Raw genomic sequence first — 22,778 nt, 5'->3', positions numbered from 1 at the left:
GAGGCTCCAACTTCGACGCCCGCCTCTGGGCTGCCTGACGAGGGGGCTACTGGCCGCCGTTGGCGGGCGCGAGCTGGAAGGTGGCCGGTCGTTCGACGGTCTGCACGGCCTTGCCGGTGGCGACGAGCTTCGTGGCCGCGTTGGCGACCGCTCCCGGGCTGGCCTTGGCCGCGCCGTTGCCGGCGTTGCCGGCGTCGATGAGCTTCGCGAGCTCTCCGGTCTTGTACTGCCGGTCGGGGTGGGCTTCGAGGATGTCCAGGATCGTCCCGCGCAGCGATCCGCCGACCCGGCGGGCCTTCGTGGAGCGGTCCTCGGCCTGCGCTGTCGACACGGCGTCGGGACCGCCGGCTGCCGTTTCCACCGGCGTCGGGCTGGCCGGTTCTTCAGCGCTGCCGGGCTCGGCGGGGCTGGTCGCCGTCTCATCAGGGGCTGCCGGCGCGTCGAGACCAGGCTCCGCCTCTGCTGGCTCGCCGCTGGCCGCAGGGTGGCCGTCGGCCGCGGTGGTGGCGGCTGAGTCGTCACCGTCGTGGCGCTGCTCGCCGTCGGCCTCCGCCTCGACAGCCGGATCGGGCGTGCCCGGGGTGGCGGGAGGTTGCCCGCTGTCGGCGCGGGACGTGACGGTGGCGGTACAGCCGGCGGCAGTGAGTCGCCACAGGGTGCGGCCGTCGTCGGTGCGGAACCGCTCCGCCTGCCCGGACTCTTCCCAGGCGCGCAGCTTCGAGGTGGTCGTGGAGTAGCCGAGCCCGGCATGCTCGGCCACCGCCGCGGCGGGCGCATCGCCGAGTTCGGCGAGCGCGGCCAGGACTTTGAACGTGCTGTGCGCTGGAGCGGTCTGCGGTGATGCGTCGGTCATGGGCATGTCCTTCCTTGTGACCGTGATGGGGGATGAGGTCCGCGCACTGATCCACGCGTCGAGCGCGGCGCTGATCAAGTGCAAGGACCGGATCTCGGGACGCGAGCCGGACGAAGCGAGTGCTTCCTGTCGACAGGGGAGCGGGAAGAGGAACAGGGCGGCCTGTCGCAGGCCGGGCTGGGTGGGCGCCCCAAGCCCGGGGCGCCCGGCGTGCCGGTGTGCTCACCGTGGGCCCGTGTGGCCGGCAGCCGGAGCGGAGCGGGCTGGTGTGCGGCGGGCGCTGGCGCCAAGGGGCACCTGGTGCGTGCCTGCTGGCGATCTCGATGGCTCCCGCCGGTGAGTGCGGCCGCCGTTACTGCGACGGCACGGCGGCACGCAGCTCGGATGGCGGGTGCGGCGGCCGGCGACGTCTGTCGGCCTCGGCGGTTCAGGCGAGGGCGCAGGTGAGCAGGCGCCGCAGGCACATCGGGATGACGGTGGCGCGCACCGATGCCGGCGAGTGGTCGAAAACAGTGGTAGTGGTGCTGGCCGCGCCGCGTACCCGCAGGATCTGGTAGTGCCGTGCGTCGGTGTCGCAGGCGATCAGCGCCCGCACCGGCAACCCATCGGGGTGAGCCGGCGTGCTGTCGGCGTGGTTGTCGAGGCCTTCGCAGAGGAACGCCATCCCGATCAGCCGCCGCTGTTCCGCCCGGGCCCACTGCCGCAGCGAGGCAACCGTGTTCGGCGCGGTGAGGTGCTCGGTGATCGCCGTGAGCCCTACCCAGTAGGGCAGCCTCGGGCTGGGCACGGTCTGCTCGTGCAGCCGCCACACCGCCTTGTCGACAGGCAACTCCCGCATACCGATCGCGGGTGCGTGACGGTGACCGGTGGTGTCGAACAGGCCGAGCAGCGCGGGCCGGGCGTCCCAGCCCCGATCGTCGGCGTCCTGTTCAGCGGCGGTGAGCGCCGCGGTGATGGCGGCGGCGCGATGTCGCGACCTCATTCGGTGGTTCCCTCCTCGTATAGGCATGACGTGGTGCAGGTCTTGCGGCGGGACCGCCGCGTGCCGGGGCGGCGCACCTGCTGCCCCCTGGGGTTGAGGAGGTTGAGGTGCGCCGGCCCCGCCCGTGTCCGGCGTGTGGCGTTAGAGGGCGACGGCGAGGAGCCGCTGGTCGGGTGCGAGGGTGTCGAGGTGGCGCAGGGCCTGCTCGATGTAGGTGGTGCGGTCGGTGAGGGCGTCGCTGGCGGGGGCGAGCTTGCGGCCGTCGGCGGTGAGCAGGGCGTCGCCGGCCACGGCGGTGGCGGCGCTGTAGTGCTGGTACGCGAGGGGGCCGGACTGGTACATCTCCAGCTCTCCGATGCCGGGTTGCCCGGGGCCGGGGTTGGCGGCGGCGTGCAGGCGCATGGCGTTGACGCGGGGTTGGGCGTGGAAGTCCGCGATGGCCGCATCGAGGGGGTACTTGTCGGGGTTGGCGAGGTGGCGTGCCTCGAACGTCGGCCAGGGGGTGGCGGGTCGGGTGCCGTGGACGGCGTGCTGCCAGATCTGGTGGCGGATGCCGGCGCCGACGGCGGCGGCGTGGCGCATGCCGGGAAGGTCGAGCAGCCGGACGTCTCCGCCCGCACACGGGGCGGGTTGGCCCTTGCGTAGGCCGATCAGGTGGTGGCGCTGCCACCGGCGCAGGCCGGGTATGGCCCAGAAGTGAGCGGTGAGGGTGCCCGGGACGCCGAAGTGCGTGGCGAGCTGGTGGGCGGTCAGCGCCTCCTGGGGAACGTCGTCGGGCAGGCACACGATCATCGTGTGGATCGTCGGTGCCGGTGTGGCAGCCGGCTGCGGGGCGGGGCGCCGGGCAGCGGGGGTGGGGTGCGGCTTGGTCGGGTGGCTGGCGACCTGGGTGGGGGCCGGCGTGGCGGGCAGGGCTGGCACGCGGCTGCCGTGGCGGGTCAGCGGAGTGCCGTTGACGGTCTGGGCCATGTGGGGTTCCTCCTTGTGCGGGCGCGTCAGGGCGCGCAGAGGTGACCGGCCCACCGGGTGCATGGGTCGGGTCAGGGAGAGGGGAGGGTGGCGCGGGTGGTTGGTGCGACCTCGAGGGTTCGCCACGCGGGCGCGTGCCGACCGGCCGAAGCGGGTGGGCGTGGCGCACCGGTGGGTGCGGCGAGGGATCCCTTGGGGTGGGACCGAACCGGGTGGAGCGAGAAATGAGGGGAAGGTGTTGCCGACGACGGTAGACGCGGTCTCTCACAGCGGCTTTGCCCGCAGGATCAGCGGAGAGGGGCGTTGACCTGCGCTGTGTGAGTTCTCGAGGCCGTCGGCAGGCCCTGTTCCGGTGGCGCTGTGAGAATCGACCGCACTCACAGATGATCTTGCCTTCTGACAGTCACAACCCGTGACGGCTTCGGCCTTGGTGCGCTGGCAAGGCAACAGGAGGCGCGCTGACCTGGGCTGTGAGAGCGGCGCCGGGGCTGTCAGCCGTCGATGTCCTCGATGTAGCGGTGGGGGTTGGTCGCCGGGCTGGTGGGGCCGTGGTCGCTGGGCAGCTCGTGGAGCCACCGGCGCAGGCCGGGGTCCGCGGCGAGGGTCCAGGCGGGTCCGGCGGGGTGCTCGTCGTGGACGCCGACGGCCACGGGCATGGCGGTGGGCACGCCGGCGAGGGCGTCGAGGAGGTGGGCTTCGCGGCGGCGGCTCGGCACGCGCAGCAGCACCGGGTAGCGGGGGCCGAACTCGGCGAGCCGGCTGTAGGCGCGTAGCTTCGCCAGCACCGTGCCGAGAGGTTCGGTGGCGTTGTCGTGTTCGAGGAAGAACCCGACGGTGCGGCGGTGAGCGGACCAGATGCCGTGCCCGTCGGGGCGGACGCCGGCGATGGCGAAGGCGGCGGTGGCGTGTTGTTCCGACCACCACCGTCGCAGGTGCGTGTCGTGGTGGCTGCGGGCGTGTTGGATCAGGTCGATGAACAGCTGGTTGGTGCCGAGCAGATGCCGCAGGTTTCGGCTGCCGACGATCCGCGCGACGCGCTCGAAGCTGGTGCGCGGGGTGCGGGCGTCGGGGTGGTCTGGGTCGTGGAAGGTGGTGGGGTGCACGAGCATGCCGAGCGGGCCGAGGGTGTAGAGGTATTGCCGGTCGCCGGTGGTGACATCGACGAACCGGCTGACGGCCTCGATGGAGTGCAAGGTCGCCAGGCGCAGGCGGGCGGAACGGGCTGAGGGGAACATGGCCTGGGTGATCTGGGTGGCGGACAGCACGTAGTGCTCCGCGAGCCACGCCAACAGCTGGCGATCGCGCAGGGTGAGTCTGCGTAGCTGGTCGAGACGGTCGCGCATGAGGGAGCGGGACACGAGCGTTCTCCTTGGGGAGGTAGAAGGAATGAACCCTCCTGTGCGGAGGGTGTCGGGAACTGGCGGCGAAGACGAAGGCCCGCGGTCACGGACTGTGTGCTGCCCTGACAGGCCACATGCCGGTACTGGCTGCCTCTCGAGGGGTGACCCTTGGTGAAGGGCGCGTGAAGCCCGTGCGGAAGGACAAGCGGAAACCCCGGAACCTGCCGCTGACAGACACCGGACGGACCGTCAGCGACGAGCGTGAACACGTCGCCCTTACCGCCGGCGGCCCTTGTTGGGTTGGCCGCCCCGTCGGGAGTGCTGCTCAACGAGGTCGTCGATGGCGCTGGTGTCCTGGGGTGGCACCGAGGCGGCAGCGACCTGCCGGATGGCGGTGGCCTCACCCACGACCGGCTTTGGTGGACGCGTCTTCAGGGTGAACGCTGGAGTCTGCCGGCCGTTGACCACGAGGCGGGCGACGGCGGTGTAGGCGTCGAGGTGGGTCAGGTCGTGCTCGTCGAGTTCGGGCAGGGTGTGCCGCGCGAGGACTCGAGCATCCTCCGGCGCGCACGAGAAGTAGATCTTGTTGCGGGCGTTGGCGGAGGCGGCGGCGAGCAGGTCGCGGGGGAACTGCGCGAGGTCCTGGTGGGACAGGACGAGGGACAGCCGGTACTTGCGGGCCTCGGCGAGCATCGTGTCCAGCGAGTTGGCGAGGGTGAGGAAGTTCTGCGCCTCGTCGATGATCAGGGTCGCGTCCCGGCGACGCTCGGGCGCGGTCTTCGCCCGGGCGGTGGCGGCCTGCCACACCTGCGCGAGGACGAGGGAGCCGAGCAGCTTGCTGGTGTCCTCGCCCAGGGTGCCTTTGGGGATGCGCACCAGCAGGACACCGCCGTCGAGGACCTTGCCCATGTCGAAGCTGGAGCGTGGGTAGCGCATGGTGCGCTTGACGAAATCGCGCAGCAGGAACGCCCGCAGACGGGCGAGGACGGGCCCGATGACCTGGGAGCGCAGCGCGGGGTTGAGCTCGTCGTACCACTGCCAGAACCCGGACAGCCCGGCCGGGTCGTCGAGGTTGACCGTCATCGCCGACCGGAACTGCGCGCTGTTGAGCAGCGGAGGGATGTGCTGAAGGGTGACGTTGGCGTGGCGCAGCAGGGTCAGACAGGCCACCCGCATCACGTCGTCCATCCGGGGTCCCCACGCCTTGGCGAAGATGTTCCCGAAGATCGACACGAGGTTGTCGACCACCAGGTCGGGGTCGTCGCCGGACAGCGGGTTCAGCGTCGGCGGGTTGGGCTGGTCGGGATCGAACAGCACCACCCGGTCCGCGACGTCGGCGGGGAGCCGGTCGAGGATGTCCAGGACCATGTCCCCGTGCGGGTCGATGACCACCGTCCCGCGGCCCGCTCTGATGTCGTCAACGGCCATGTTGACCAGCAGCGTCGTCTTCCCGGAGCCCGTGGATCCGATCACGTGCGTGTGATACCTCGCATCCGGCACCGCCAGGGCCACCGCGTGGCCGCCGACCTCCGCGTCACCGAGGACCTTCGCGCCACGACCGCCGGTGGGCACGGCCACCGGGGCGGGCATGGACTTCGCCCGCGCCCTGTCCAGGCCGGGCACGGCCAAGTCCTGCGGCAGCGCGGCGAACGCGGCCAGCTCCGGCGTCGAGGTCAGGAACCCCGCACCGAGGCGACGGCGGGCAAGGACCGCGACCGCCGAGGACATGCGGGCCCGGAGCGCGAGACGGTTGCGGCCGGCGTAGACGGCGAAACTGGAGGCGACCGCGTCCGCCACGGCCCGTAGCCGGCCCTGCGGGTCGGTTCCGCTGCGCTGGCTGTTCTTGGCGACGGCGTAGCGAATGCCGGTCTGCCACAGCGGGTGGGAGGTCTTGTCCAGGATCGCCCGCACGTCCCGCTCGACGCCGGGGTCGCGGCGTCCGGCCGGGACGGTCGACCGGGAGCCGCCGCTGCGGCCAGGAAGGAACAGTTCGATCAGCCACAGCAGCGGCGCCGCCGCATTGATCATCGGGACGGCGGTCTTGCCATCACGCAGCCGCCCGGCCGCCCGCCGCGCCCTCGCCGCACGGCGGGCCGTGGCGGGGCGGGCGAGGACCTGCACGCAGGCGTGCTCGTTGGCCTTGAGTCCGGATCCTGCCGACATCAGAGCCCGCAGCGGATCGTTGTCATGATCGGTCGCGAAGGGCAGCCATTCCGCGGCAGTGGGCAGGAGGTGCCCGCCCACCGCGGCACGCACCTCGAGCGGAATCGGCGGGCCAGCCGCCTCGGTGGTGGTCGCGGCACCGGGCCACGCGGCCCGCACCGCCGCCTCGACCGCACCCCGCGGCACGGTGCCAGGCACCCAGATCGAAATCAGCAGCCGCCGCCCGGTCCACGTGTACTGCCACACCACGTACGGGCTGCCGTAAAGCAGCCGGCGGCGCCGGGACGGGGTCAAGGTGCCGGCCAGGTTCGCCCACAGCGCCGCGGCGCCGGTGGCGTCGACCTGCGGTGGCGGGGCGATCGTCACCACGCGGGCATTGTCGGCGTGCCGGCGGTGCCGCCACAGGTCGAGCAGGTTACGGCCGGCGACGCAGGCGATGAACCATGCCGCGGCCACAGCGAGCAGCCACGGCCGCTGCACCGACCAGTCGGCGACGTCGGCGACCCAGCGGCTGAGCCCGGTCGCAGGCACGACGAGGCCGGCGCCCGGCCCGGGCGGGCCGGGCGCCGGTGACGGCGATACGAGCAACGACAGGACTTCTGGTGGCCTCACAGGTCCTCCTCGTCGTCGAGGTCGGCCAGCTCCGCAGGCCGCGTCGTGCACAGCAGGTGCTCGGCGTCGGAGGAGATGGCCTCGAAGCTGCTGCGGTTGGTGCCGGAGATCAGCAGCCCTTGGCCGACTCGGGCGGCGAGCAGCAGCCCCCGTTCCCCGGCGGTGAGGCCGAACGCGTCGCCGATGGCGTTGATGGCCTGGGGGGCCTGCTTGAGCAGCACCTGGGTGGCGGCGTTGGCGACGACGGCTTGGCCGAGGTCGGTGCCGAGGACGTCGGCGACGTCCTGGGTGATGACGGTCAGGCCGGCGTGGCGCTTGCGGGCTGCCTTGGACATGCGGAACAGGAACCGTGCCCCTTCGCCGTCGCGCATGAGCAGCCACGCCTCGTCGACGACGACGAGCCGGCGGGTGGCCATGCGGGCCCGGCCGGGGGCGTCAACGTCGCGCCAGATGGAGTCGAGGGCGAGCAGCGTGCCGACGGTGCGCAGCTCGTCGGGCAGGTGCCGCAGCGACCACACCACCAGATGCCCCTCCGGGCGGGTGGTGGTCGGCCCGTCGAACAGGTCGGAGAACGACCCTTCGACCCAGGGGGCGAGCCGGGCGGCGAGCTGCCGCGCCGCGGGGTCCGCGTCGCCGTCGAGCGTGGCGGCGAGGTCGCGCAGCAGCGGGGCTGGGCGGTGGTGGGTGGCCGGGTCGGCGGTGATGCCGGCCTGCCGGTAGACGGCCAGGATCGCCCGGTCCAGGGCGGCGCGTTCGGCCGGCGGCGGCTGCTGCCCGAGCAGCACCGAGGTGAGGGTGTGCAGGAACAGGCCGCGGCGGGTGAGCACGTCCGGGCGGCTGTCGCCGGCGGGCAGGTCGAGGGGGTTGACTCTCACTCCCGCGACGCCGAGGCGCACGATGGCCCCGCCGACGGCGTCGGCGAGTCGCAGGTACTCGTCCTCGGGGTCGATGACTGCGATCTGAACCCCTTGGTACAGGTTCCGCAGGATCTCGAGTTTGACGAAGTAGCTTTTGCCGGCGCCGGAGCGAGCGAGGACGACGGAGTTGTGGTTCTCCTGTGCCCACCGGTCCCACCACACGATGCCCCCGGAGTCCGGGTTGACCCCGTAGAGCACTCCGCCCTCGGTCGGCGGGTCGCCGGGCAGCGGCGCGGGCAGGTCGGCGCTGGCGAGGGGAAACGCGGCGGCTAGGGCCGCGATGTCCATGGTGCGCCGCATCTGCAGCGAGTCCGTGGCGAGGGGCAGGGTGGTGGTCCATCCGGCCAGGTGCCGCCACGTGGCGGGTTGCACCTCGATCAGGGTCGACGCGGCGGCGGCCTTGACCTGCGCGCAGGCCTCGAGGAGTTCGTCCTCGGTGCGGGCGTGCACGGTCAGGTAAAGGCCGACGCGGAACAGCTTCGCCGCCCCGCGGGCGAGACGCTGGGCGAGGTCCGCCGCGTCGTCCGCTGCCGCCTCGACGGCAGGGTCGGGCAGTTTGCCTCGTCCGCTGTCAGCCCGCCGGGATGATTCGAACCGGGCCCGCTGGGTGCGCAACCGTGATGCTGCGACCGGCGCCGGTAGCGGGTCGATGTGCAGGGCCAGGTCGAGCCGGCCCGGCCAGGACAGCAGCGGCTCCAGCCAGGCGGGGCCGACCTCGGCCGGGTAGCCGGTGACCACGAGGGTGGCGGCGTAGCCGTCGCCGACCCGCAGCATCCGCGGGGTGACCTCCACCGATGCGGGAGCGACCGCGGCCGCCACCCCGGTGGGTAAGGCGGCTCGGTTGGTGGTGGTGGACTTTCTGGGAATCCTCATGTCCGTCGCTTCTTTCTGCGCGGTCCCCGCTCAACCGACCGGGGTGAGCTGATGACCGTGTCGGGTGCGGCCAAGCAACCAGGACGCGGCGGCCGGTACGGGTCGGCCGCCGCGGCGATCGCGGCGGTGACCGCTGCCCCATCGAGGGCGCGGGTGGCGACGCCGAGGCCGGACAGCGCCCGGACGGTGTCGTCAGCGCGGCGGCGGGCGGCGTGCTCACCCCGCTCCCCCGCGCCGGTGCGGGTGACGATGAGGACCTGCCGCCGCAGCGGATCCCGCCGCTGCGCCAGATCGTCGAGAAACCGGGCGTGATCGGCCGCCGCGTCCGCGAGGGCCGGGTGCGGGAGGTCGTCCGCCGCCTGCGTGAGCTTGCGCGCGTGAGAGCGCAGGTCGACCGGCTGCGCGGACACGACGATCTGCGTCGGCGTGGACAGCGAGTTGAGCCACCGGCCGAACGTGTCGACCAGCGCCGCCTGCTCGGCCGGGGTCCGCAGGGCGAGGTTGACGTTGGTGGCGGCGACCATCGCCGCCCGGGCGCCACCGAGTCGGATCTCCCCGCTGTCGGCGATCGCGTCGGCGGGCAGCTTCAACGGCGCGGGCACCATCACCGTGCTCTTCGGGGCTTGCACCCAGTCCGGTGTCTTCGACGTCGTGTCGGTGGTCGACAGCGCCCGCGGTGCCCGCGAGTGCCGCACGGCGGCGAGTAGCCACACGTCCAGGGACAGCCCGTCGCGGCGGCCCACGGCGATGCCGAACACCAGCCCACCCGTGACGACAGCCGCGCCGAGCAGCACCGGCGCCGGCAGCAGGTCGTGCAGGGCCCGCCATGCACCGTAGAAGGCGAGGGCGGCGATGGCGAGGATGGCCAGCTGCCGGAACGTGAGCCCGTAGAGCACCTTGTCGGGGGCGTCGACATCGGCGGGCATCCGCGCCCGCCCCGGCTCGGCGTCCCGGTCGTGGCGGCTCATCGGGTCATCGCCCGGATCCGGCCCAGGCCGTGTATCGACCGGGTGGCCTGCTGCACCACGATCACCCGCACCGCCGTGCCGAGCATGTTCGCGCCCCCGCCACCGCCGCTTGTGGAGACGAAGCGGCGCATCAGGGCGGGCACCCGCAGCGTGGTCCACAGCATGACCATGACCACGAACAGGTTGATCACCCCGCCCGGTTCCACCGGCAGCCCGAGCACGGGCAGCAGGTTGTCGGGGTCGGTGAGCATCCACTGCCCGGTGTAGAGGGTGAACCCCTGCACCACCGGCACCGCGAGGGTGCCGGCGTAGGAGCGCCACCACAGCCGGGCCATCGGGTCGGTCTGCGGCAGGGCGTGACAGGCCAGGGCCAGGGGAGCGAACGCGGTCAGCACCAGCACGACGGCGAACCGGACGATCACGCTGAACGCGGTGCTGGCCAGAAGGACCGCGATGATGGCCACGCAGACGACGAACAGCAACACCGCGGTCTTGTCCTGCCCGGCGGTGATGTGGGCCTTGATCGCTTGCAGCGCTCCGTCACTGTCACCCTCGGGCGTGGTCAGGGCGGCGGTGAGGGCGTTGGCGAGGTCGATGAGCATGCCGCACCACAGCTGCGAGAAGTGAGCGGCGACGAACCCGACGATCAAGCGGGGGATGAGGTCCTTGACGGTGTAGCGGGAGCCCTCGCTGCCGCCGGCGGTCATGGCGAGCACGCCGGCGGCGACGAACGCCAGGACGAACACGGTGTCCACGACGAGGACCGAACGGCCGGTCAACGCCTGCACCTGCGGCAGCGCGGTGACGTTCGGGGTGATCAGCAGCGCGCTGCTGATCACCCCGAACAGCGCGTCCAGACAGGCCAGGATCGCCGCTGCCAGCCAGTCCAGGATCTGATCGAGAAGCCAACCCATAACGGCATCAGCCCCCGACGATGCCCTGAACGACCTGCAGCAACACCGGCGCGAGAACCGCCAGGCCGTAACCGACCAGGGCGTTCTTCAGCGCGCCCTTGGCCCTGTCGACCTGCGCCGGGTCACCCCCGGCCGTAGCCCAGTACACGCCGGCCAGGACGAGGAACAGGGTGGCGACGGCGGCGAGGATGCCCATCAGCCACGTCTGCAGGTTCCCGATCACAACCGGCAGCGAGTTCACCGCCAGGAACACCGGCTCGCCGGTGTCGGCGAACGCCGCCCCGGGATCGGACAGGAACAGGGCGACCTGAGCCGCGACGGCGGCAGTCCGGCCGGCGAGGCGGACGGTGCGGTGGTGGGTGAGGGAACGCAGGAGTGCCGGGATGCGGGACATGAGTGGGGTCACCTCCGGCCCCGCCGCCGTCACCAGGGGCGGGGCGGCGGGGCGCTAGCGGGCGGTCAAGGGGACCGCCGCCGGGCGCGGAGAACGGGACGCGCGCGAGCCGCACCGGCCTCGGGAGGAGCTCGTCCTCCCTCGCGGGTTGCGGTGTTCGATGAGGTGTCAGCGCACCAAGCACTGCGCGGCACCCGAGGCGTCCAGCTCGTGGCGGCCCGACGATGTCCGGGCCCGGCGGCGGGCGGAACCTCCCGGGTGCCCGGCACGGGCCGGGCGGGAAGAGTTTCCGCACCCTCAAACCCGCGTTTGTGTGCTCTGGCGAACACGGTCCCCGCTCACAGCGGCTCACAGCGCCACCCGGATGTCTCCCACCGCAGGTCAGAGCGGGTCTCCCGGTCCGCGACGTGGCACCGGCCTTCCGGGGGCTGGTTCTGACGGTCAGCCGGCTCCACCGGCACGGCTTGTCCGCGTAGCTGCCCACCGTTCGATGGCAAGCCCGCTGTCGTGTTCGGCCGCCGCGATGGTGGCGCCGGGCGGTCGCGCCGGCCCCCTGGCGCCTGCCGGCGTCGCTAGAGCGTCAAGAAAACGGGGAGAGCCGTAGCGATTGCGTATTGATTCTCGCGCTTGGGCGGGATCGTGCGGCACCGTGAGGCGTGGCCCTCAGGACCTCCGATCCAGAGGCACGGCGTAGCACCGAGTTGGTCGGGTGCCGGATGTGGTTGCGCATCGCGCCGTGGCGGGAGTCGGAGGTGCATTACCCATCTGCTGCTGCGGCAGCCGGATCTGACCCAAGCGGGGGAGGAATCATGACCCTGCTGGACGCGATCCCGCCGTCACGGGCGTCGCTGCCACCGCGCCTGCCCGTGCGTCTGTGGCCGGCGACCACCAGATGCGAGTCCGGCGGGATCCGCGTGGGTGGCGTTGCGCTGACGGACATCGCCGAGGAGTTCGGCCGGCTGGTTGACGTTCGGCACGGTGTCGCACGCCGACCTATGTGCTGGACGCGGAGGACGTGCGTGCCCGCTGTCGCGAGTACGCGGCGGCGTTCGGGGCGGCCAACGTGGCGTACGCCGCCAAGGCCCTGGCCTGCCGGGCGGTGCTGCGCTGGATCGAGCGGGAGGGCCCGGCGCTCAGCGTCTGCTCCGCCGGTAGCAGGAGGAGGGCCACGCCGACGGCGGCGAATTGCGCTGGCGGGGCGGATCGGACGGCAAGCCGCAGGAACAGCAGTCGGCCGGCGAGGTAGAGGACAACCCCGCTGTACGGCGCGTTCAGCCATGAGTAACAGCTTGTCGCTCAGCGGATTCACCACAAGGTGACGCACAGTTGAGCTGGGTCAAACTGGTTCTGGAGGGAATCTCATGGGTCCTGTGCTCGGCATCGTGAGCCTGATTTTGCTGCTGATGCAGCTGCTGCTGGTTGCCCGCGTGGTGCTCGACTGGAGCGTGGCGCTCGCCGGTCCCTCGGCGCCCGGGTCGATCCGGTCGCGGCTGTCCGCCGGAGCGCGAGCGGTCACCGAGCCGATCCTTGCTCCAGTTCGGCGGTTCCTGCCCCCGTTGCGGTTGGGCACGGTCTCGATCGACTTGGCGTTCATCGTCGTGTTCATCGCGATCGTGGTGATCCGCCAACTAATCAGCTGACCCCCGCACGCCGAACGGGGCGTCTGAAGATCTAGCGGTCGACCAATGTCGTGAGTCGGCGTCCTTCGAACCCTGTGGCTCGGCCGTGCGCTCACGTTCAGCAGTATCGACGCTGCCGACAGCCCCCCCAACGTGCCGGCACAGCCGAGCGTCCTCGCCGGCGGGTCGATGCGGCCGGCGAGGACCTTCAGGGGTCTCTCGTGTGGCGGCATCGGATTGACGCGGCGCGGGGGTGTGACTCAGGCGGCGAGCCCCGCCGTCGTGGACACCGGCACCTGATCGGCGATGCGGCCGCTAACCGCGGCGAGGCCAGTGCGGGTGGCCGAGCGGTGCACGGCTTGGTGGGCGAGCTCCTCAGCCGTCTGCTGGCTGGTCACGCCGGTCAGCAGCCCTTTGGCGAGGGCGTCGGCGAGGCGGGTGTCGATGCGTCCCAGCCGCATGCGCAACGCGTCGACGGTGATGCCGAGGCGGGCGGCGACCCGTTCGATCGCCCGCCGCCCGAGCCGGATGTCGATGTAGGGCTGTTCGTCCTCCCGGTCGAGGATGCCCAGGCCGACCGCTCGTTGGACGAGCAGGTCCGGGTGCCCGTAGGGCATGGCGGGGGTGCGGGGACCGGTGACGTGGTCGACGTTGTCCACCGACGTGTACTCGCCGGCCTGTTGGCGCAGGGCGTAGCCGGCCCGGAACGCCGCCCGGCACAGCGCCGCGTAGGGGGCGTCGCGGGCCAGGTCGACGCGGTCGCGCAGCGCGGCCAGGAAGCCGGTGAGGACCTCCGCGCCGATATCGTCCGGATCGCCGCCGTAGCCAGCGCTCAGGTGATTGGCGTAGCGGCGTAGCGCCGGCATCGCCATGCCGACCGCGGCGATCACCCACGCCGGCCCGTGGAGGCGGGCGCGGCGGGTCAACTCCCGCCACACCTCGTCGCGCGCGGTGAAGGCGCGCGGGTGCGCGAGGAGCCAGTCCCGCAGCGCCGGCAGTGTCATGGCATCGTCGGGCAGGCCGGTGTCGGGGGCGAACGTGTCAGGGTCGAGTGTCATCGGTGCGGGGTCGCAGGTCAGTGCGGCGAACGCGGCGTCGGCGGCGTCCAGCGGTGAGGCGGGCCAGTCGATGTCAGAGGCGGTCATGTCACACTCCCCAAGCAACGAAGAATGTCGATTGGCGCCGTCGTGGTGTCACGGCACCAGGCAGGCGCCGATTACGACACGAGCGACTCACAAGGCCCTCACGGCGCAGGTTGCGCCGCCTCTGACACCGCCGCGCCGATCGATGGCACGATCCCGAACCGATTCCCTGACATCGACTGTGATCGTTGAGAGCGGTATGTGATACAGCCCCTGAGCTGTACTGTGACACCGCTACCCGCCATGGCATCGACTCTCCGCGCCCTAGCGGGCGAGGTGTCCGCCCGATTCGTGACGGCCGATGACAACGCAGGCGATGACACTCACAGCCGCTCACGAGCGCTCACAACGACTAGCGTCGGGTCGGTGGCACGGTCGCAGACCGCAATGTCACACCGGACGCCGTTGATGTCATTGCGGCGTCGACCGCTTTGACGACAGTGCCGTCACCGGGGCGCGTCAGCCCGATGTCATCGGGGACGGTGTCATGCCACGGCCGGCGACGATGACCGGTGGTCAATCGATTGATCAGGCGCCTGGCGGCTGAACGGTCGACGCCGGAGCCAGCGGCCGTGCCCAGCACGTCCAGCTAGTGCGGGCGCAGTTCGACAAGTGGATCCCGCGCCGCGAGGGCGGCGGCGACGGGTCATGGCTGTCCGGCCGGAAGTGGCAGTATCAGGTGTGCGTTCACGGGGGCGGGGCATGGCTGGCGAGGTACGGCGTGGCCGTGCTGTCCGATGGTGGGTCTGGGCGGTGCCGGCCATGGTGCTGGTGCTCGTCGCGTCGTGCGGGGTTGGCACCTATTTCATGGTCAAGCCGGGCGAATGGCACACGGCGGCAACCGCCCGTTATCCGGACGCGGTCGCCTCTCCCCGGTCCGGGGTGGTCGCCGCGCTGCGTGCCGCACCGTTGATAGTCGAACGGCGGTTGCGGGTCTTCGGCACCGAGCACGATGTGTGGGCCGAACCGTTGACCGCGGCGGATGGGCATCCGCCGTTCTGGTCGTACCACCGGTTTCCGGCGGACGTCACCGGAGTGGTCGCGATTCCGGCACACGGAGCGAACCCGCCGATGGTCGTGGTGAAGTGGTCCGACGGAGCGCTGGCTGGAATGGACGGGCGAACCGGCACGATCGCGTGGCGTGCCACGGTCGAGCGGGACATCGGCGGCGACAGCTACATCGGCGGTCCGACCGGCGTCGCGACCGTCTACGGTGACAGCCTGATTGAGCTGTTCGCCACCGAGACCCGGCAGCATGCCCCCGTGCTCGTCAGCTCCGGCGAACATTCCCTCGACGCGTTCGAACCCGCGACCGGGCGGCGGCTGTGGCAGGTCGACCTGCCCGGATGTTCCGGAGTGAACTGGACCGGACCGACCGTGGTCGCGGTGGTCCTGGCGTGTGACCGGCCGAAGCAGGTGCAACTGTACGACGCCGAATCCGGACGCGAGCTGACCACGTGGCAACCCACGGCAGGCTCGCCCGCTGCGAACCGATCATGGTTCGTTGAGCCCTCCGGTTGTGTGGTGGCGCAGTCCATGTGCGACGGCTTCCACGTCAGCAACGACGGCGGAAGCTGGCGCATCCACCAGGACGGTTCGATAACCGGGGTGTGGCCCCACGACTGGATCGCCGTCGACGTCGGTGACCTGACGCTTGAGTACCTCTCGGTCCGCGACACCGTCCGCGCCGTGTCCGGCCTCGATGGCTCCCCCGTATGGCAGCGATCCTTCGCCGGTACCGTCAGCGACGTCACTGCGGACCGGACCAGCGTGTACGTCGTCACCGACCGCGACGAGTTGTCACGACTTGACCAGCGCACGGGGCAGGCTCAGTCCCAAGTTCAGCTGCCAGCCGGTGCTCACCGGTCCTTTCACGTGTACGCCACGGACGGCTACGTGGTGATCGACAGGTCCAACTTCGACTTCACCGACCGGAACGCCAAATGGAGGCTGCCCCGGGATGCCCGCCCGGCGCTGCTCGTCGCCACCTAGAAACGCCGTGTGATTGGCAGGGCGGAAAGGCGTCGGGTATCAGTTCGGTCAGGGACCACGACCAGGCCTCCCACGGTCCCAGCGTGGCGCCCGCGACGTTTCCTCCGCGCCGGACGATCCTGTCTCCGGCAGCGACCGGCTGGCCGCCGACTCGACCCAGACCATGCTGTGCACCTACCTCTCGACGGTGCTGCTCGTCGGCCTGGTCCTCAACGCCGTCTGGGGCTGGTCGTGGGCCGACCCGATCGCCGCGCTCGTCATCGCCGGGGTCGCGGTCAAGGAAGGCGTTGAAGCCTGGCGCGGTGAACACTGCGACGACTGCGCACCCCTGCCTGCCGTCGACGCCGCCACCGGCCAAGGCCCGGGCTGCACCGATGGCTGCTGCACCGACCGGACGGCGTAACCCGTGGCCTGGCTCGCGCTGCTGCTCTACCTGCCGGGCCTGCTGCTCGCCTTCGGCTGGCGGGCCCTGACCCAATGGTGCCGCACCGGCGACACCGTTCCGCTGCGAAGCGGGGCAACCACGAGGTCGTGAGGCGAGACATCGGGGCTAAGTACCTCATTTCGCGCTGGTTGTGAGCGACCGTGAGCCGTTGTGAGAACGGGGGGCGTTCGCCAGAGCACACAAACACGGGTTTGAGGGTGTCAGCGCACTGCCTGCGCGGCGCGGAGCCGACACCACATGAGCGAGCACACGCCGCAGCACCAGCCCCCCGCCCGCCCCGTCGACCCGGACCGCTCCGGCGCCGACCCGACCCAGACCGATCTTGTGGCCGGCGACCCGCCGGTGCCGATCACTGTGTGGCGCACCGCCCGAACCTCCGCCGACGCAGGCCGCACCGTCGGTGCCCGCTTGGCCTACCGCCTCGTGTCCGCCTACAGCCGGCCCGGCGACACTGTCGTCGACTGCACCGACGACCACGCCCTCACCACCGCCTGCCTCGCCGGGCGGCGCCGGCACCACCCCTGCTGGTTCACCGACGGACCCAACCTCCTCATCGGCCCGGCCAGCGAACCTGCCGAACCCAACCCGTCCGAGCAGCAGCAGTTCAACGACGACGTGCCGGAGGTGAGCGCCTGGTTCGGTGACGACCTCACCGACCCGGCCGACCCCGATGGCTCGCCGCAGGCGACCGGCCTGCTGGTCGCCTCCTGGCCCCTCGACGAGAACGAGGCCACGAGCCAGGTGCGCCTGGCGTGTCTGCTGGCCGCCTGCGCCCGGCTGCTGCGCCCCGGCGGTTGCCTCGTGCTCATCGTCGCGGTCCCCGCCGGCACCACCGCGACGCCGGAGGACTTCAGCCCTCTCGCCGCCGCAGCGGCGAACGTCGGGCTGGGCTACCTGCAGCACATCGTCGCGGTCACCGCCGACACCGACACCGACGCTTTCGTCTACCACGTCACCGACGAAGAACTCCTCGCCCTCGCCGAGGAGACGGCCGGGCAACAGTGGACGCTCACGCACCACCGCGTCCACGCCGACCTGCTGGTGTTCAGCCCCCCACCGGCCGCCCCGTCGCAACGGCGGCGGCACCGAGAGGGCGGTGACCGCCGTGGCTGAGCACCCCACCACCCACGCACCGGACGAGCCGGCCCGGCCGGAGGGCACCGGCGGCACGCACCGCGCCACCGAGGATCGCCACCGGGAGTACGACGGACGCCACCCGGCCCCGACCGGGCCAGAGGGCCTGTCGGTGTGGGCGACCGCCCAGAGCACCGGGCCGGTGCAGCGCCGAGGCCGGTACGTGGCCGAATCGGTGAAGCACCCCGCCCGGATGCTGCCGGCGATCGCCGCCCACGCCGTCGCCGCCTACACCAACCCCGGGGACCTGGTCCTCGACCCGATGTGCGGCATCGGCACCACCCTCGTCGAGGCCATCCACGCCGGCCGCGACGCCATCGGCGTCGAATACGAGTCCCGTTGGTCCGACATCGCCGACGCCAACATCGCCCACGCCCAACGCCAAGGAGCGACCGGCAGGGGCGCGGTCATGCGCGGCGACGCAACCCGCATCCTGTCCCTCGTTCCCGCCGCCCTCGCCGGCCAGGTCGCCCTGGTGGTGACGTCGCCGCCGTACGGGCCGACCGTCCACGGCCTGGTCCGCCCAGGCGCGGACGGGGTGGCGAAGTTCGACAACGCCTACAACGACGGCACCGACCGCGGCAACCTCGCCTACCGGGACCTCACCGGACTCGCCGACGGGTTCGCCCAGATCCTGGCCGGCTGCCACACTCTGCTGCGCCCCGGCGGGATCGTCGTGGTTACCGCCCGCCCCTGGCGCAAGCACGGCCAGCTGGTCGACCTGCCGTCAGCGGTCATCGGCGCGGGGATCCGCGCCGGCCTGACCCCGGTGGACCGGTGCGTCGCCCTACTGGCGGCCGTCCGCGACGGGCACCTCGTCGCCCGGCCCAGCTTCTTCCAGCTCCAGCAGGTCCGCCGGGCCCGCACCGCGGGCACCCCGATGCACCTCATCGCACACGAAGACGTCCTCGTGTTCGCCAAGACCCAGAAGCCCGACCCGCTCGGGGCCGCCGATGACTGACAGCCAGGCCATCACCATAGGCGTGCACGGGGGGGTGGCGTGAGTGACCACCGCCCGGGGCCCCGGATCGGATCGCTGTGCACGGGATACGGCGGCCTCGACATGGCCGTTGAATTGGTGCTCGGCGGCCGGCTCGCCTGGTACGTCGAGGTCGACCGACACGCCCGCACCGTCCTCGCCTACCACTGGCCCGATGTGCCCAACTCCGGCGACATCCGCACCGTCGACTGGACCCGCGTTCCGGCCGTCGACGTCCTCACCGCCGGATTCCCCTGTCAGGACATCTCCAACGCCGGCAAACGCGCCGGCATCACAGGCCCCCACTCCAGCCTCTGGACCCACATCACCCAGGCCATTCGCTGTCTTCGACCCGGTCGTGTTCGTGGAGAACGTGGCCGCCCTCCGCAGACGCGGACTCGACGTCGTCCACGCCGACCTGGCCGCGCTCGGGTACGACACGAGCTGGCTATGCCTACGCGCATCCGACATCGGCGCCGCCCACCGACGCGACCGGCTGTTCCTGCTCGCCAACGGCGGCGGGGGAGAGGCTGCGGACGCTGCCCACACCCTGCGCCCGTGACGGCAAGGGACCCGGCCACCAGCGCGGACTGCCCGACGTCATCGAACCTCACGGCACCGGGCATAACCTTCTGCCGACCCCACGTGCTAGCGACACCGGCACCTCAGGCCGCCGTGCCGGCCCGGGCTTCCGGCCGCCCCTGTCAGAGGTACTGCTGCCCACCCTGCGTGCCACCGACGGGCAGAAAGGCTGCGCCGGACAACGCGGCTCGCACGGGGACCTCACCCTGCCGTCAGCGGCGGTGCGTCTTCCAGGTTGTTGCCTTCCGACGCCCCGGGCCTCCGACGCGCGCGGCCCCGGCCGCCACGGCGACGGCGGCCCGGACCTGCGCACCACCGTCGCCCAGCTCACCAGCGGCAGCCTCGGCACACTCGACGGGGCCACATGGGGGATCTACGCCACCGCGATCGCCCGCTGGGAACTCCTGATCCCCGTCCCCGAACCCACCCAACCCGGGCAGCACGGCAAACCCGTGCTCGCGCCACCGTTCGTGGAATGGCTCATGGGCCTACCCGAGCACTGGGTCACCGACCCCACGCTCCGACTGCCCCGCACCGGCGCGCTGCGCGTCCTCGGCAACGGCGTCGTCCTCGCCCAAGCGACCGCCCTCCGCCTCTTGTTGTGCCGCTATCACTGACCCCTGCCGCACCATGTGGCTCTTCGCGGACGGCCCCATACGGCTGCCCGCGAAGCGCCACCCGTGCTGGCCCAGGCCCTGTCACCCACCTCGACTCGAGGAAGCCGCATGCAATCCACCCCGCCTCGACCCCGACGCCGGCTACCGCCACCCGCGCCCCCACCTGCCCACGTAACCGGTCACAGCGACGACCAAGACCCGCGTCTCTACACCCCGTCAGAAGCCGCAGCACGACTGCGCGTCACGGAATCCTGGCTGCGCCGCCGCGCCGGCCGCCGCCAGATCCCCTGCACCTTCCTCGGCAAGCACCTGCGCTTCTCCGCCGCCGACCTCGCCGCCCTCATCGCCGCCGCCGCGGAACCCGCCACCGGACGGCGCCCCACCCGGCGACGCCCACGACCGCCTACCACCACCGACTTGCCCCACGCCGGAAGTCACGCGTCCATCACCGACGCACCGCGCACACGAACCGATCGGAGAAATAGCCATGGCCTGGGTGGAGAAACGCCGCACCAAATTCCGCGTCCGCCTCCGCATGCCCGACGGCACCGTCACCACCGACTCCGTCCACGACGCGCGCGCCGACGCCGTCATCCGCGCCAAAGAGATCGACGTGGAAGTCGCCCGCGACACCTTCATCGACCCCCGCGGCGGACGCATCCCCCTCGCCGACTGGGTACCGATCTGGCAGTCAACACACCAGGCATCCCCGGCCACCTGGTCGGCCTACCGCAGCCACCTGCGGCTGCACATCCTGCCCGCCCTTGGCCCGCTGCCCCTGGCCGACATCCGCCGCCAACACATCAAGACGCTCGCCGTCACTCTCGGCAAGCGCCTCTCACCGCGATCCGTCACCGACGTGATCACGGTGCTGTCGATGATCCTCCAGGAAGCGGTCGAAGACCGGCGGATCCCGTTGAACCCCTGCCGCGGCATCCGTATCCCCAAAGGCATCCGCGCCGAACGACCCCACGCCACCGCCGACCAGGTCGCCGCCATCGTCGCCCGCCAACCACGGGCCTCCGACGGGCTGATGATCCTCACCGCCGCCTACACCGGCATGCGATGGGGAGAACTCGCCGGCCTCCACCGAGACAACCTCGACCTCACCACCGGCAGCATCTACGTCCACCCCGACGTCGGCGCGCTGCACGAAGTCGAAGGCAAGCTGTACCTCGGCCCACCCAAGACCAACGACTCCGTCCGCCACATCCGCCTACCCCGCTTCCTCACCAACCTCCTCGCCACCCACCTCGCCGAACACCCCCACGACACCGTCTTCCCCGGCGCCCGCGGCCACCACCAACGCCGCTCCAACTTCAACCGCCGTGCCTGGACCCCGTCCGTCTCCGGCGACCCGGAACGCGGCATTCCACCAGTGCTGCCCGGCATGCATTTCCACGACCTGCGCCACACTCACAAGACCTGGCTCATCGAAGACGGCATCCCCGAGATCGCCCAAGCCCGCCGCCTCGGACACCGCCTCGCCGGGGTGCGAGGCATCTACAGCCACGTCACCGAACCCATGATCAATAACCTGATCGAGGCACTACAGCGGCGTTGGGAAACGACCCAACCCGACAGCCCCGACACGTTCGTCCGCCGGCTGCGCCCTGTCGCCTGACAGGTCGGACCGGTCGAGGGCGTGCCCATCAGGCGCGCTCACCGTCTGCCGTACCTGTCGCGCAGCCCGCGCCCGAGTTCACCCGCCGCGATGCGCTCGTCATGCACACCGGAGATGTATCAGTCGACGGGCTTCTGTCTCACCTGCTTCTGTCTCACCTGCTCGGACCGTCCCGCCTGGCCCGCCCGGCGGCGAGCACCACGGCCGTCGTCTTCACCTGCCACAGCATGACGGGTGCTGGAGCCGACCTCGCACCATTCCGGCGCGCTCCTTTGCACCGCGACGGTCCACGCTCTCGCCGTCGGCGGGCGGAACCCGCTGGCTCGGCGCCGCAGGCCGCGGTGGGATAGCTGCTGGTGAATGCGCTATCCACGCGACGCGAGCGACCGGGCCGCAACCTGCTCGGCCTGGTCTCTCTTGCGCTTCCGTCTGTGGCTCGGGTGGTCAAGATCCTCGCGGCCCTGCTCGCATCGCCCTCGTCTACCCCCTGAATGCTGCCGGCGCGTCAACGTTGGCGAGGGCGATCACGCGCCCGCCGATCTCGAAAGACGGAGCCTGGTCAGTCGAAGTCGAAGGTGGCGACCATCGGTGCGTGGTCGGACTCGGGGTACTTCCGGTCGGTGCCGAACGCGGCGGACTCGTCGTGGAGGACCTCGTTGTGGATCTCCGAGCCACGGTAGAAGGCGAGGAGGTTGCGGGTGACGAGCATGTGGTCGAGCATCTGCCCGTGCCCCTGGTGGTAAAGCGTGTAGCGGGACGAGGCAGGAACGGTTTGCTCGACCGGGACCAGGATCCGGCCGGCCAGATCGCCATTGCCGGTGTCTTCCACCTGCCCGCGGATGGCCAGCACTGGAACATCTTCCGGGGTCGCGTTGAAGTCACCAGCCACCACGATGCGAGCGTCGGCTTCGGCATCCAGGATCTGGTCAACCAGCCGCCGGACTTCCAAGGCCTGACTCATCCGCTTCATCGAGGAGATGAACACGCCCTCGGCCCACCCGTCCGCGGTCCGCCACGTGTAAGAGTCGATCTTCTGCCCAGGAATGTCCGTGGGGATCTTCGACTTCAGATGCACATTGATCACATGCAGCCGCCCACCACCGACCGAAGACAGGTCGACCTCGACGTGCAGGATCGGGCGTTCGACACCGACCGAGACCGGAGCGGGATCGGCCGGGATCGCGGTCAGCCGCAGATACCGAGGCTCGGCCACCAACTCGTTGCGCAACTGCCGGTGCGCCACGATCGGCAGCCGGGTCACCACGACGAGGTTCCGCTCGTTGTACACCGCGTCGCCGTCCGGCTTCGTGCTGACCATCCCCGCACCGTCGAGGTTCGTGCCGCCCAGCAGCTCCCGCAACGCCAGCAATGCCCGCGGCTGCCCCGGCCGCTCCTGACCATGAACCTCCTGAAAACATGCGATATCGGCGCGAAGCCGAGCCACTTGGGGCTTCATCAACGCCACCCGCTCCGCCAACGACGGACGCGCCCCCGACGGCGTCTCATCGAGGTTCTCCACGTTGAACGTGGCGATCCGCAGCACCACCATCACCTCACCCGAGCAACCGGCACGTACCACCTGTGCTACCACCGCTGCATACGGTAACTGCCCGGGATGCCCCAACAACAGGCGCTACACCCCCACGATTCCCGAACCAG

At 71.3% G+C, this 22,778-nt stretch carries 19 protein-coding genes and 3 pseudogenes; 11 read left to right on the top strand and 11 right to left on the bottom strand.

What is annotated here, in order from left to right:
- Positions 1–46: 46 nt before the first annotated feature.
- The 9 genes from GA0070613_RS31060 to GA0070613_RS31020 form a co-directional block, all read right to left on the bottom strand.
- Positions 47–853: a MarR family transcriptional regulator gene (locus GA0070613_RS31060; protein ID WP_231929597.1), complete on the bottom strand. Its 807-nt coding sequence runs from the start codon at positions 851–853 to the stop codon at positions 47–49.
- A gap of 427 nt (positions 854–1,280) precedes the next feature.
- Positions 1,281–1,835: a hypothetical protein gene (locus GA0070613_RS31055; RefSeq protein WP_089015522.1), complete on the bottom strand. Its 555-nt coding sequence runs from the start codon at positions 1,833–1,835 to the stop codon at positions 1,281–1,283.
- Positions 1,836–1,976: 141 nt separating this feature from the next.
- Positions 1,977–2,804: a hypothetical protein gene (locus GA0070613_RS31050; protein ID WP_231929596.1), complete on the bottom strand. Its 828-nt coding sequence runs from the start codon at positions 2,802–2,804 to the stop codon at positions 1,977–1,979.
- Positions 2,805–3,295: 491 nt separating this feature from the next.
- Positions 3,296–4,147 carry a replication-relaxation family protein gene (locus GA0070613_RS31045; protein WP_089015521.1) on the bottom strand — a complete coding sequence of 284 codons (852 nt, stop codon included), beginning with the start codon at positions 4,145–4,147 and terminating at the stop codon, positions 3,296–3,298.
- 273 nt (positions 4,148–4,420) lie between these two features.
- Positions 4,421–6,838, bottom strand: a complete 2,418-nt coding sequence (locus tag GA0070613_RS31040; protein WP_408631025.1) for a type IV secretory system conjugative DNA transfer family protein — start codon at positions 6,836–6,838, stop codon at positions 4,421–4,423.
- 77 nt (positions 6,839–6,915) lie between these two features.
- Entirely contained in the window at positions 6,916–8,709 is a 1,794-nt protein-coding gene (locus GA0070613_RS31035; protein ID WP_089015520.1) for a VirB4 family type IV secretion system protein, read from the bottom strand.
- A complete protein-coding gene (locus tag GA0070613_RS31030) occupies positions 8,706–9,677 on the bottom strand; it encodes a PrgI family protein (protein WP_089015519.1) in 972 nt (323 codons plus the stop codon). Before GA0070613_RS31030 ends, GA0070613_RS31035 begins: the two co-directional genes overlap by 4 nt.
- Positions 9,674–10,591, bottom strand: a complete 918-nt coding sequence (locus tag GA0070613_RS31025) for a conjugal transfer protein TrbL family protein (RefSeq protein ID WP_089015518.1) — start codon at positions 10,589–10,591, stop codon at positions 9,674–9,676. The genes GA0070613_RS31030 and GA0070613_RS31025 overlap by 4 nt, the downstream gene beginning before the upstream one ends.
- A gap of 7 nt (positions 10,592–10,598) precedes the next feature.
- Positions 10,599–10,985: a pilin gene (locus GA0070613_RS31020; protein ID WP_089015517.1), complete on the bottom strand. Its 387-nt coding sequence runs from the start codon at positions 10,983–10,985 to the stop codon at positions 10,599–10,601.
- A 1,361-nt stretch (positions 10,986–12,346) separates the two neighbouring features.
- On the opposite strand from GA0070613_RS31020, the gene GA0070613_RS31010 reads away from it, so the two are divergent.
- On the top strand, positions 12,347–12,625 hold the full coding sequence (locus GA0070613_RS31010; RefSeq protein ID WP_089015515.1) for a YggT family protein: 279 nt from the start codon (positions 12,347–12,349) through the stop codon (positions 12,623–12,625).
- 239 nt (positions 12,626–12,864) lie between these two features.
- Here GA0070613_RS31010 and GA0070613_RS31005 read toward each other — a convergent pair whose 3' ends face one another.
- Positions 12,865–13,749: a hypothetical protein gene (locus tag GA0070613_RS31005; protein WP_089015514.1), complete on the bottom strand. Its 885-nt coding sequence runs from the start codon at positions 13,747–13,749 to the stop codon at positions 12,865–12,867.
- 759 nt (positions 13,750–14,508) lie between these two features.
- Here GA0070613_RS31005 and GA0070613_RS31000 point away from each other — a divergent pair.
- From GA0070613_RS31000 to GA0070613_RS30965, 10 genes and pseudogenes are all read left to right on the top strand, one after another.
- A complete protein-coding gene (locus tag GA0070613_RS31000; protein ID WP_172875932.1) occupies positions 14,509–15,738 on the top strand; it encodes an outer membrane protein assembly factor BamB family protein in 1,230 nt (409 codons plus the stop codon).
- Positions 15,739–15,865: 127 nt separating this feature from the next.
- Positions 15,866–16,141 (top strand): annotated as a pseudogene (locus GA0070613_RS30995) (hypothetical protein); the annotation flags it as partial.
- A 3-nt stretch (positions 16,142–16,144) separates the two neighbouring features.
- Entirely contained in the window at positions 16,145–16,273 is a 129-nt protein-coding gene (locus GA0070613_RS34110) for a hypothetical protein (RefSeq protein WP_269459024.1), read from the top strand.
- Between the two features lie 147 nt (positions 16,274–16,420).
- A complete protein-coding gene (locus GA0070613_RS30990) occupies positions 16,421–17,296 on the top strand; it encodes a hypothetical protein (protein WP_089015512.1) in 876 nt (291 codons plus the stop codon).
- Complete coding sequence (locus GA0070613_RS30985) at positions 17,280–18,278, top strand: DNA methyltransferase (protein ID WP_089015511.1); 999 nt, start codon at positions 17,280–17,282, stop codon at positions 18,276–18,278. The genes GA0070613_RS30990 and GA0070613_RS30985 overlap by 17 nt, the downstream gene beginning before the upstream one ends.
- A gap of 102 nt (positions 18,279–18,380) precedes the next feature.
- Positions 18,381–18,590 (top strand): annotated as a pseudogene (locus GA0070613_RS34105) (DNA cytosine methyltransferase); the annotation flags it as partial.
- A 64-nt stretch (positions 18,591–18,654) separates the two neighbouring features.
- Positions 18,655–18,858, top strand: a complete 204-nt coding sequence (locus GA0070613_RS34100; protein WP_269459023.1) for a DNA cytosine methyltransferase — start codon at positions 18,655–18,657, stop codon at positions 18,856–18,858.
- Positions 18,859–19,099: 241 nt separating this feature from the next.
- A complete protein-coding gene (locus GA0070613_RS33900) occupies positions 19,100–19,495 on the top strand; it encodes a hypothetical protein (protein WP_231929595.1) in 396 nt (131 codons plus the stop codon).
- A 108-nt stretch (positions 19,496–19,603) separates the two neighbouring features.
- Positions 19,604–19,834 (top strand): annotated as a pseudogene (locus tag GA0070613_RS32565) (helix-turn-helix domain-containing protein); the annotation flags it as partial.
- A 148-nt stretch (positions 19,835–19,982) separates the two neighbouring features.
- Positions 19,983–21,119 (top strand): tyrosine-type recombinase/integrase, encoded by a 1,137-nt coding sequence (locus tag GA0070613_RS30965; RefSeq protein ID WP_089015510.1) that lies wholly within the window; start codon positions 19,983–19,985, stop codon positions 21,117–21,119.
- Between the two features lie 559 nt (positions 21,120–21,678).
- Here GA0070613_RS30965 and GA0070613_RS30960 read toward each other — a convergent pair.
- Positions 21,679–22,662, bottom strand: coding sequence for an endonuclease/exonuclease/phosphatase family protein (locus GA0070613_RS30960; RefSeq protein WP_197699019.1), 984 nt, complete (start codon positions 22,660–22,662; stop codon positions 21,679–21,681).
- Positions 22,663–22,778: the final 116 nt, after the last annotated feature.

This window comes from Micromonospora inositola (assembly GCF_900090285.1).
Lineage (GTDB): Bacteria > Actinomycetota > Actinomycetes > Mycobacteriales > Micromonosporaceae > Micromonospora > Micromonospora inositola.
This window is presented reverse-complemented; position numbering and strand designations above follow the sequence as displayed.

Excerpts from the sequence above, each read along its gene's own strand:
- GA0070613_RS31060 (WP_231929597.1), bottom strand. The coding sequence starts at position 853 with ATGACCGACGCATCACCGCAGACCGCTCCAGCGCACAGCACGTTCAAA.
- GA0070613_RS31055 (WP_089015522.1), bottom strand. The coding sequence starts at position 1,835 with ATGAGGTCGCGACATCGCGCCGCCGCCATCACCGCGGCGCTCACCGCC.
- GA0070613_RS31050 (WP_231929596.1), bottom strand. The coding sequence starts at position 2,804 with ATGGCCCAGACCGTCAACGGCACTCCGCTGACCCGCCACGGCAGCCGC.
- GA0070613_RS31045 (WP_089015521.1), bottom strand. The coding sequence starts at position 4,147 with ATGCGCGACCGTCTCGACCAGCTACGCAGACTCACCCTGCGCGATCGC.
- GA0070613_RS31035 (WP_089015520.1), bottom strand. The coding sequence starts at position 8,709 with ATGAGGATTCCCAGAAAGTCCACCACCACCAACCGAGCCGCCTTACCC.
- GA0070613_RS31030 (WP_089015519.1), bottom strand. The coding sequence starts at position 9,677 with ATGAGCCGCCACGACCGGGACGCCGAGCCGGGGCGGGCGCGGATGCCC.
- GA0070613_RS31025 (WP_089015518.1), bottom strand. The coding sequence starts at position 10,591 with ATGGGTTGGCTTCTCGATCAGATCCTGGACTGGCTGGCAGCGGCGATC.
- GA0070613_RS31020 (WP_089015517.1), bottom strand. The coding sequence starts at position 10,985 with ATGTCCCGCATCCCGGCACTCCTGCGTTCCCTCACCCACCACCGCACC.
- GA0070613_RS31010 (WP_089015515.1), top strand. The coding sequence starts at position 12,347 with ATGGGTCCTGTGCTCGGCATCGTGAGCCTGATTTTGCTGCTGATGCAG.
- GA0070613_RS31005 (WP_089015514.1), bottom strand. The coding sequence starts at position 13,749 with ATGACCGCCTCTGACATCGACTGGCCCGCCTCACCGCTGGACGCCGCC.
- GA0070613_RS31000 (WP_172875932.1), top strand. The coding sequence starts at position 14,509 with ATGGTGCTGGTGCTCGTCGCGTCGTGCGGGGTTGGCACCTATTTCATG.
- GA0070613_RS30990 (WP_089015512.1), top strand. The coding sequence starts at position 16,421 with ATGAGCGAGCACACGCCGCAGCACCAGCCCCCCGCCCGCCCCGTCGAC.
- GA0070613_RS30965 (WP_089015510.1), top strand. The coding sequence starts at position 19,983 with ATGGCCTGGGTGGAGAAACGCCGCACCAAATTCCGCGTCCGCCTCCGC.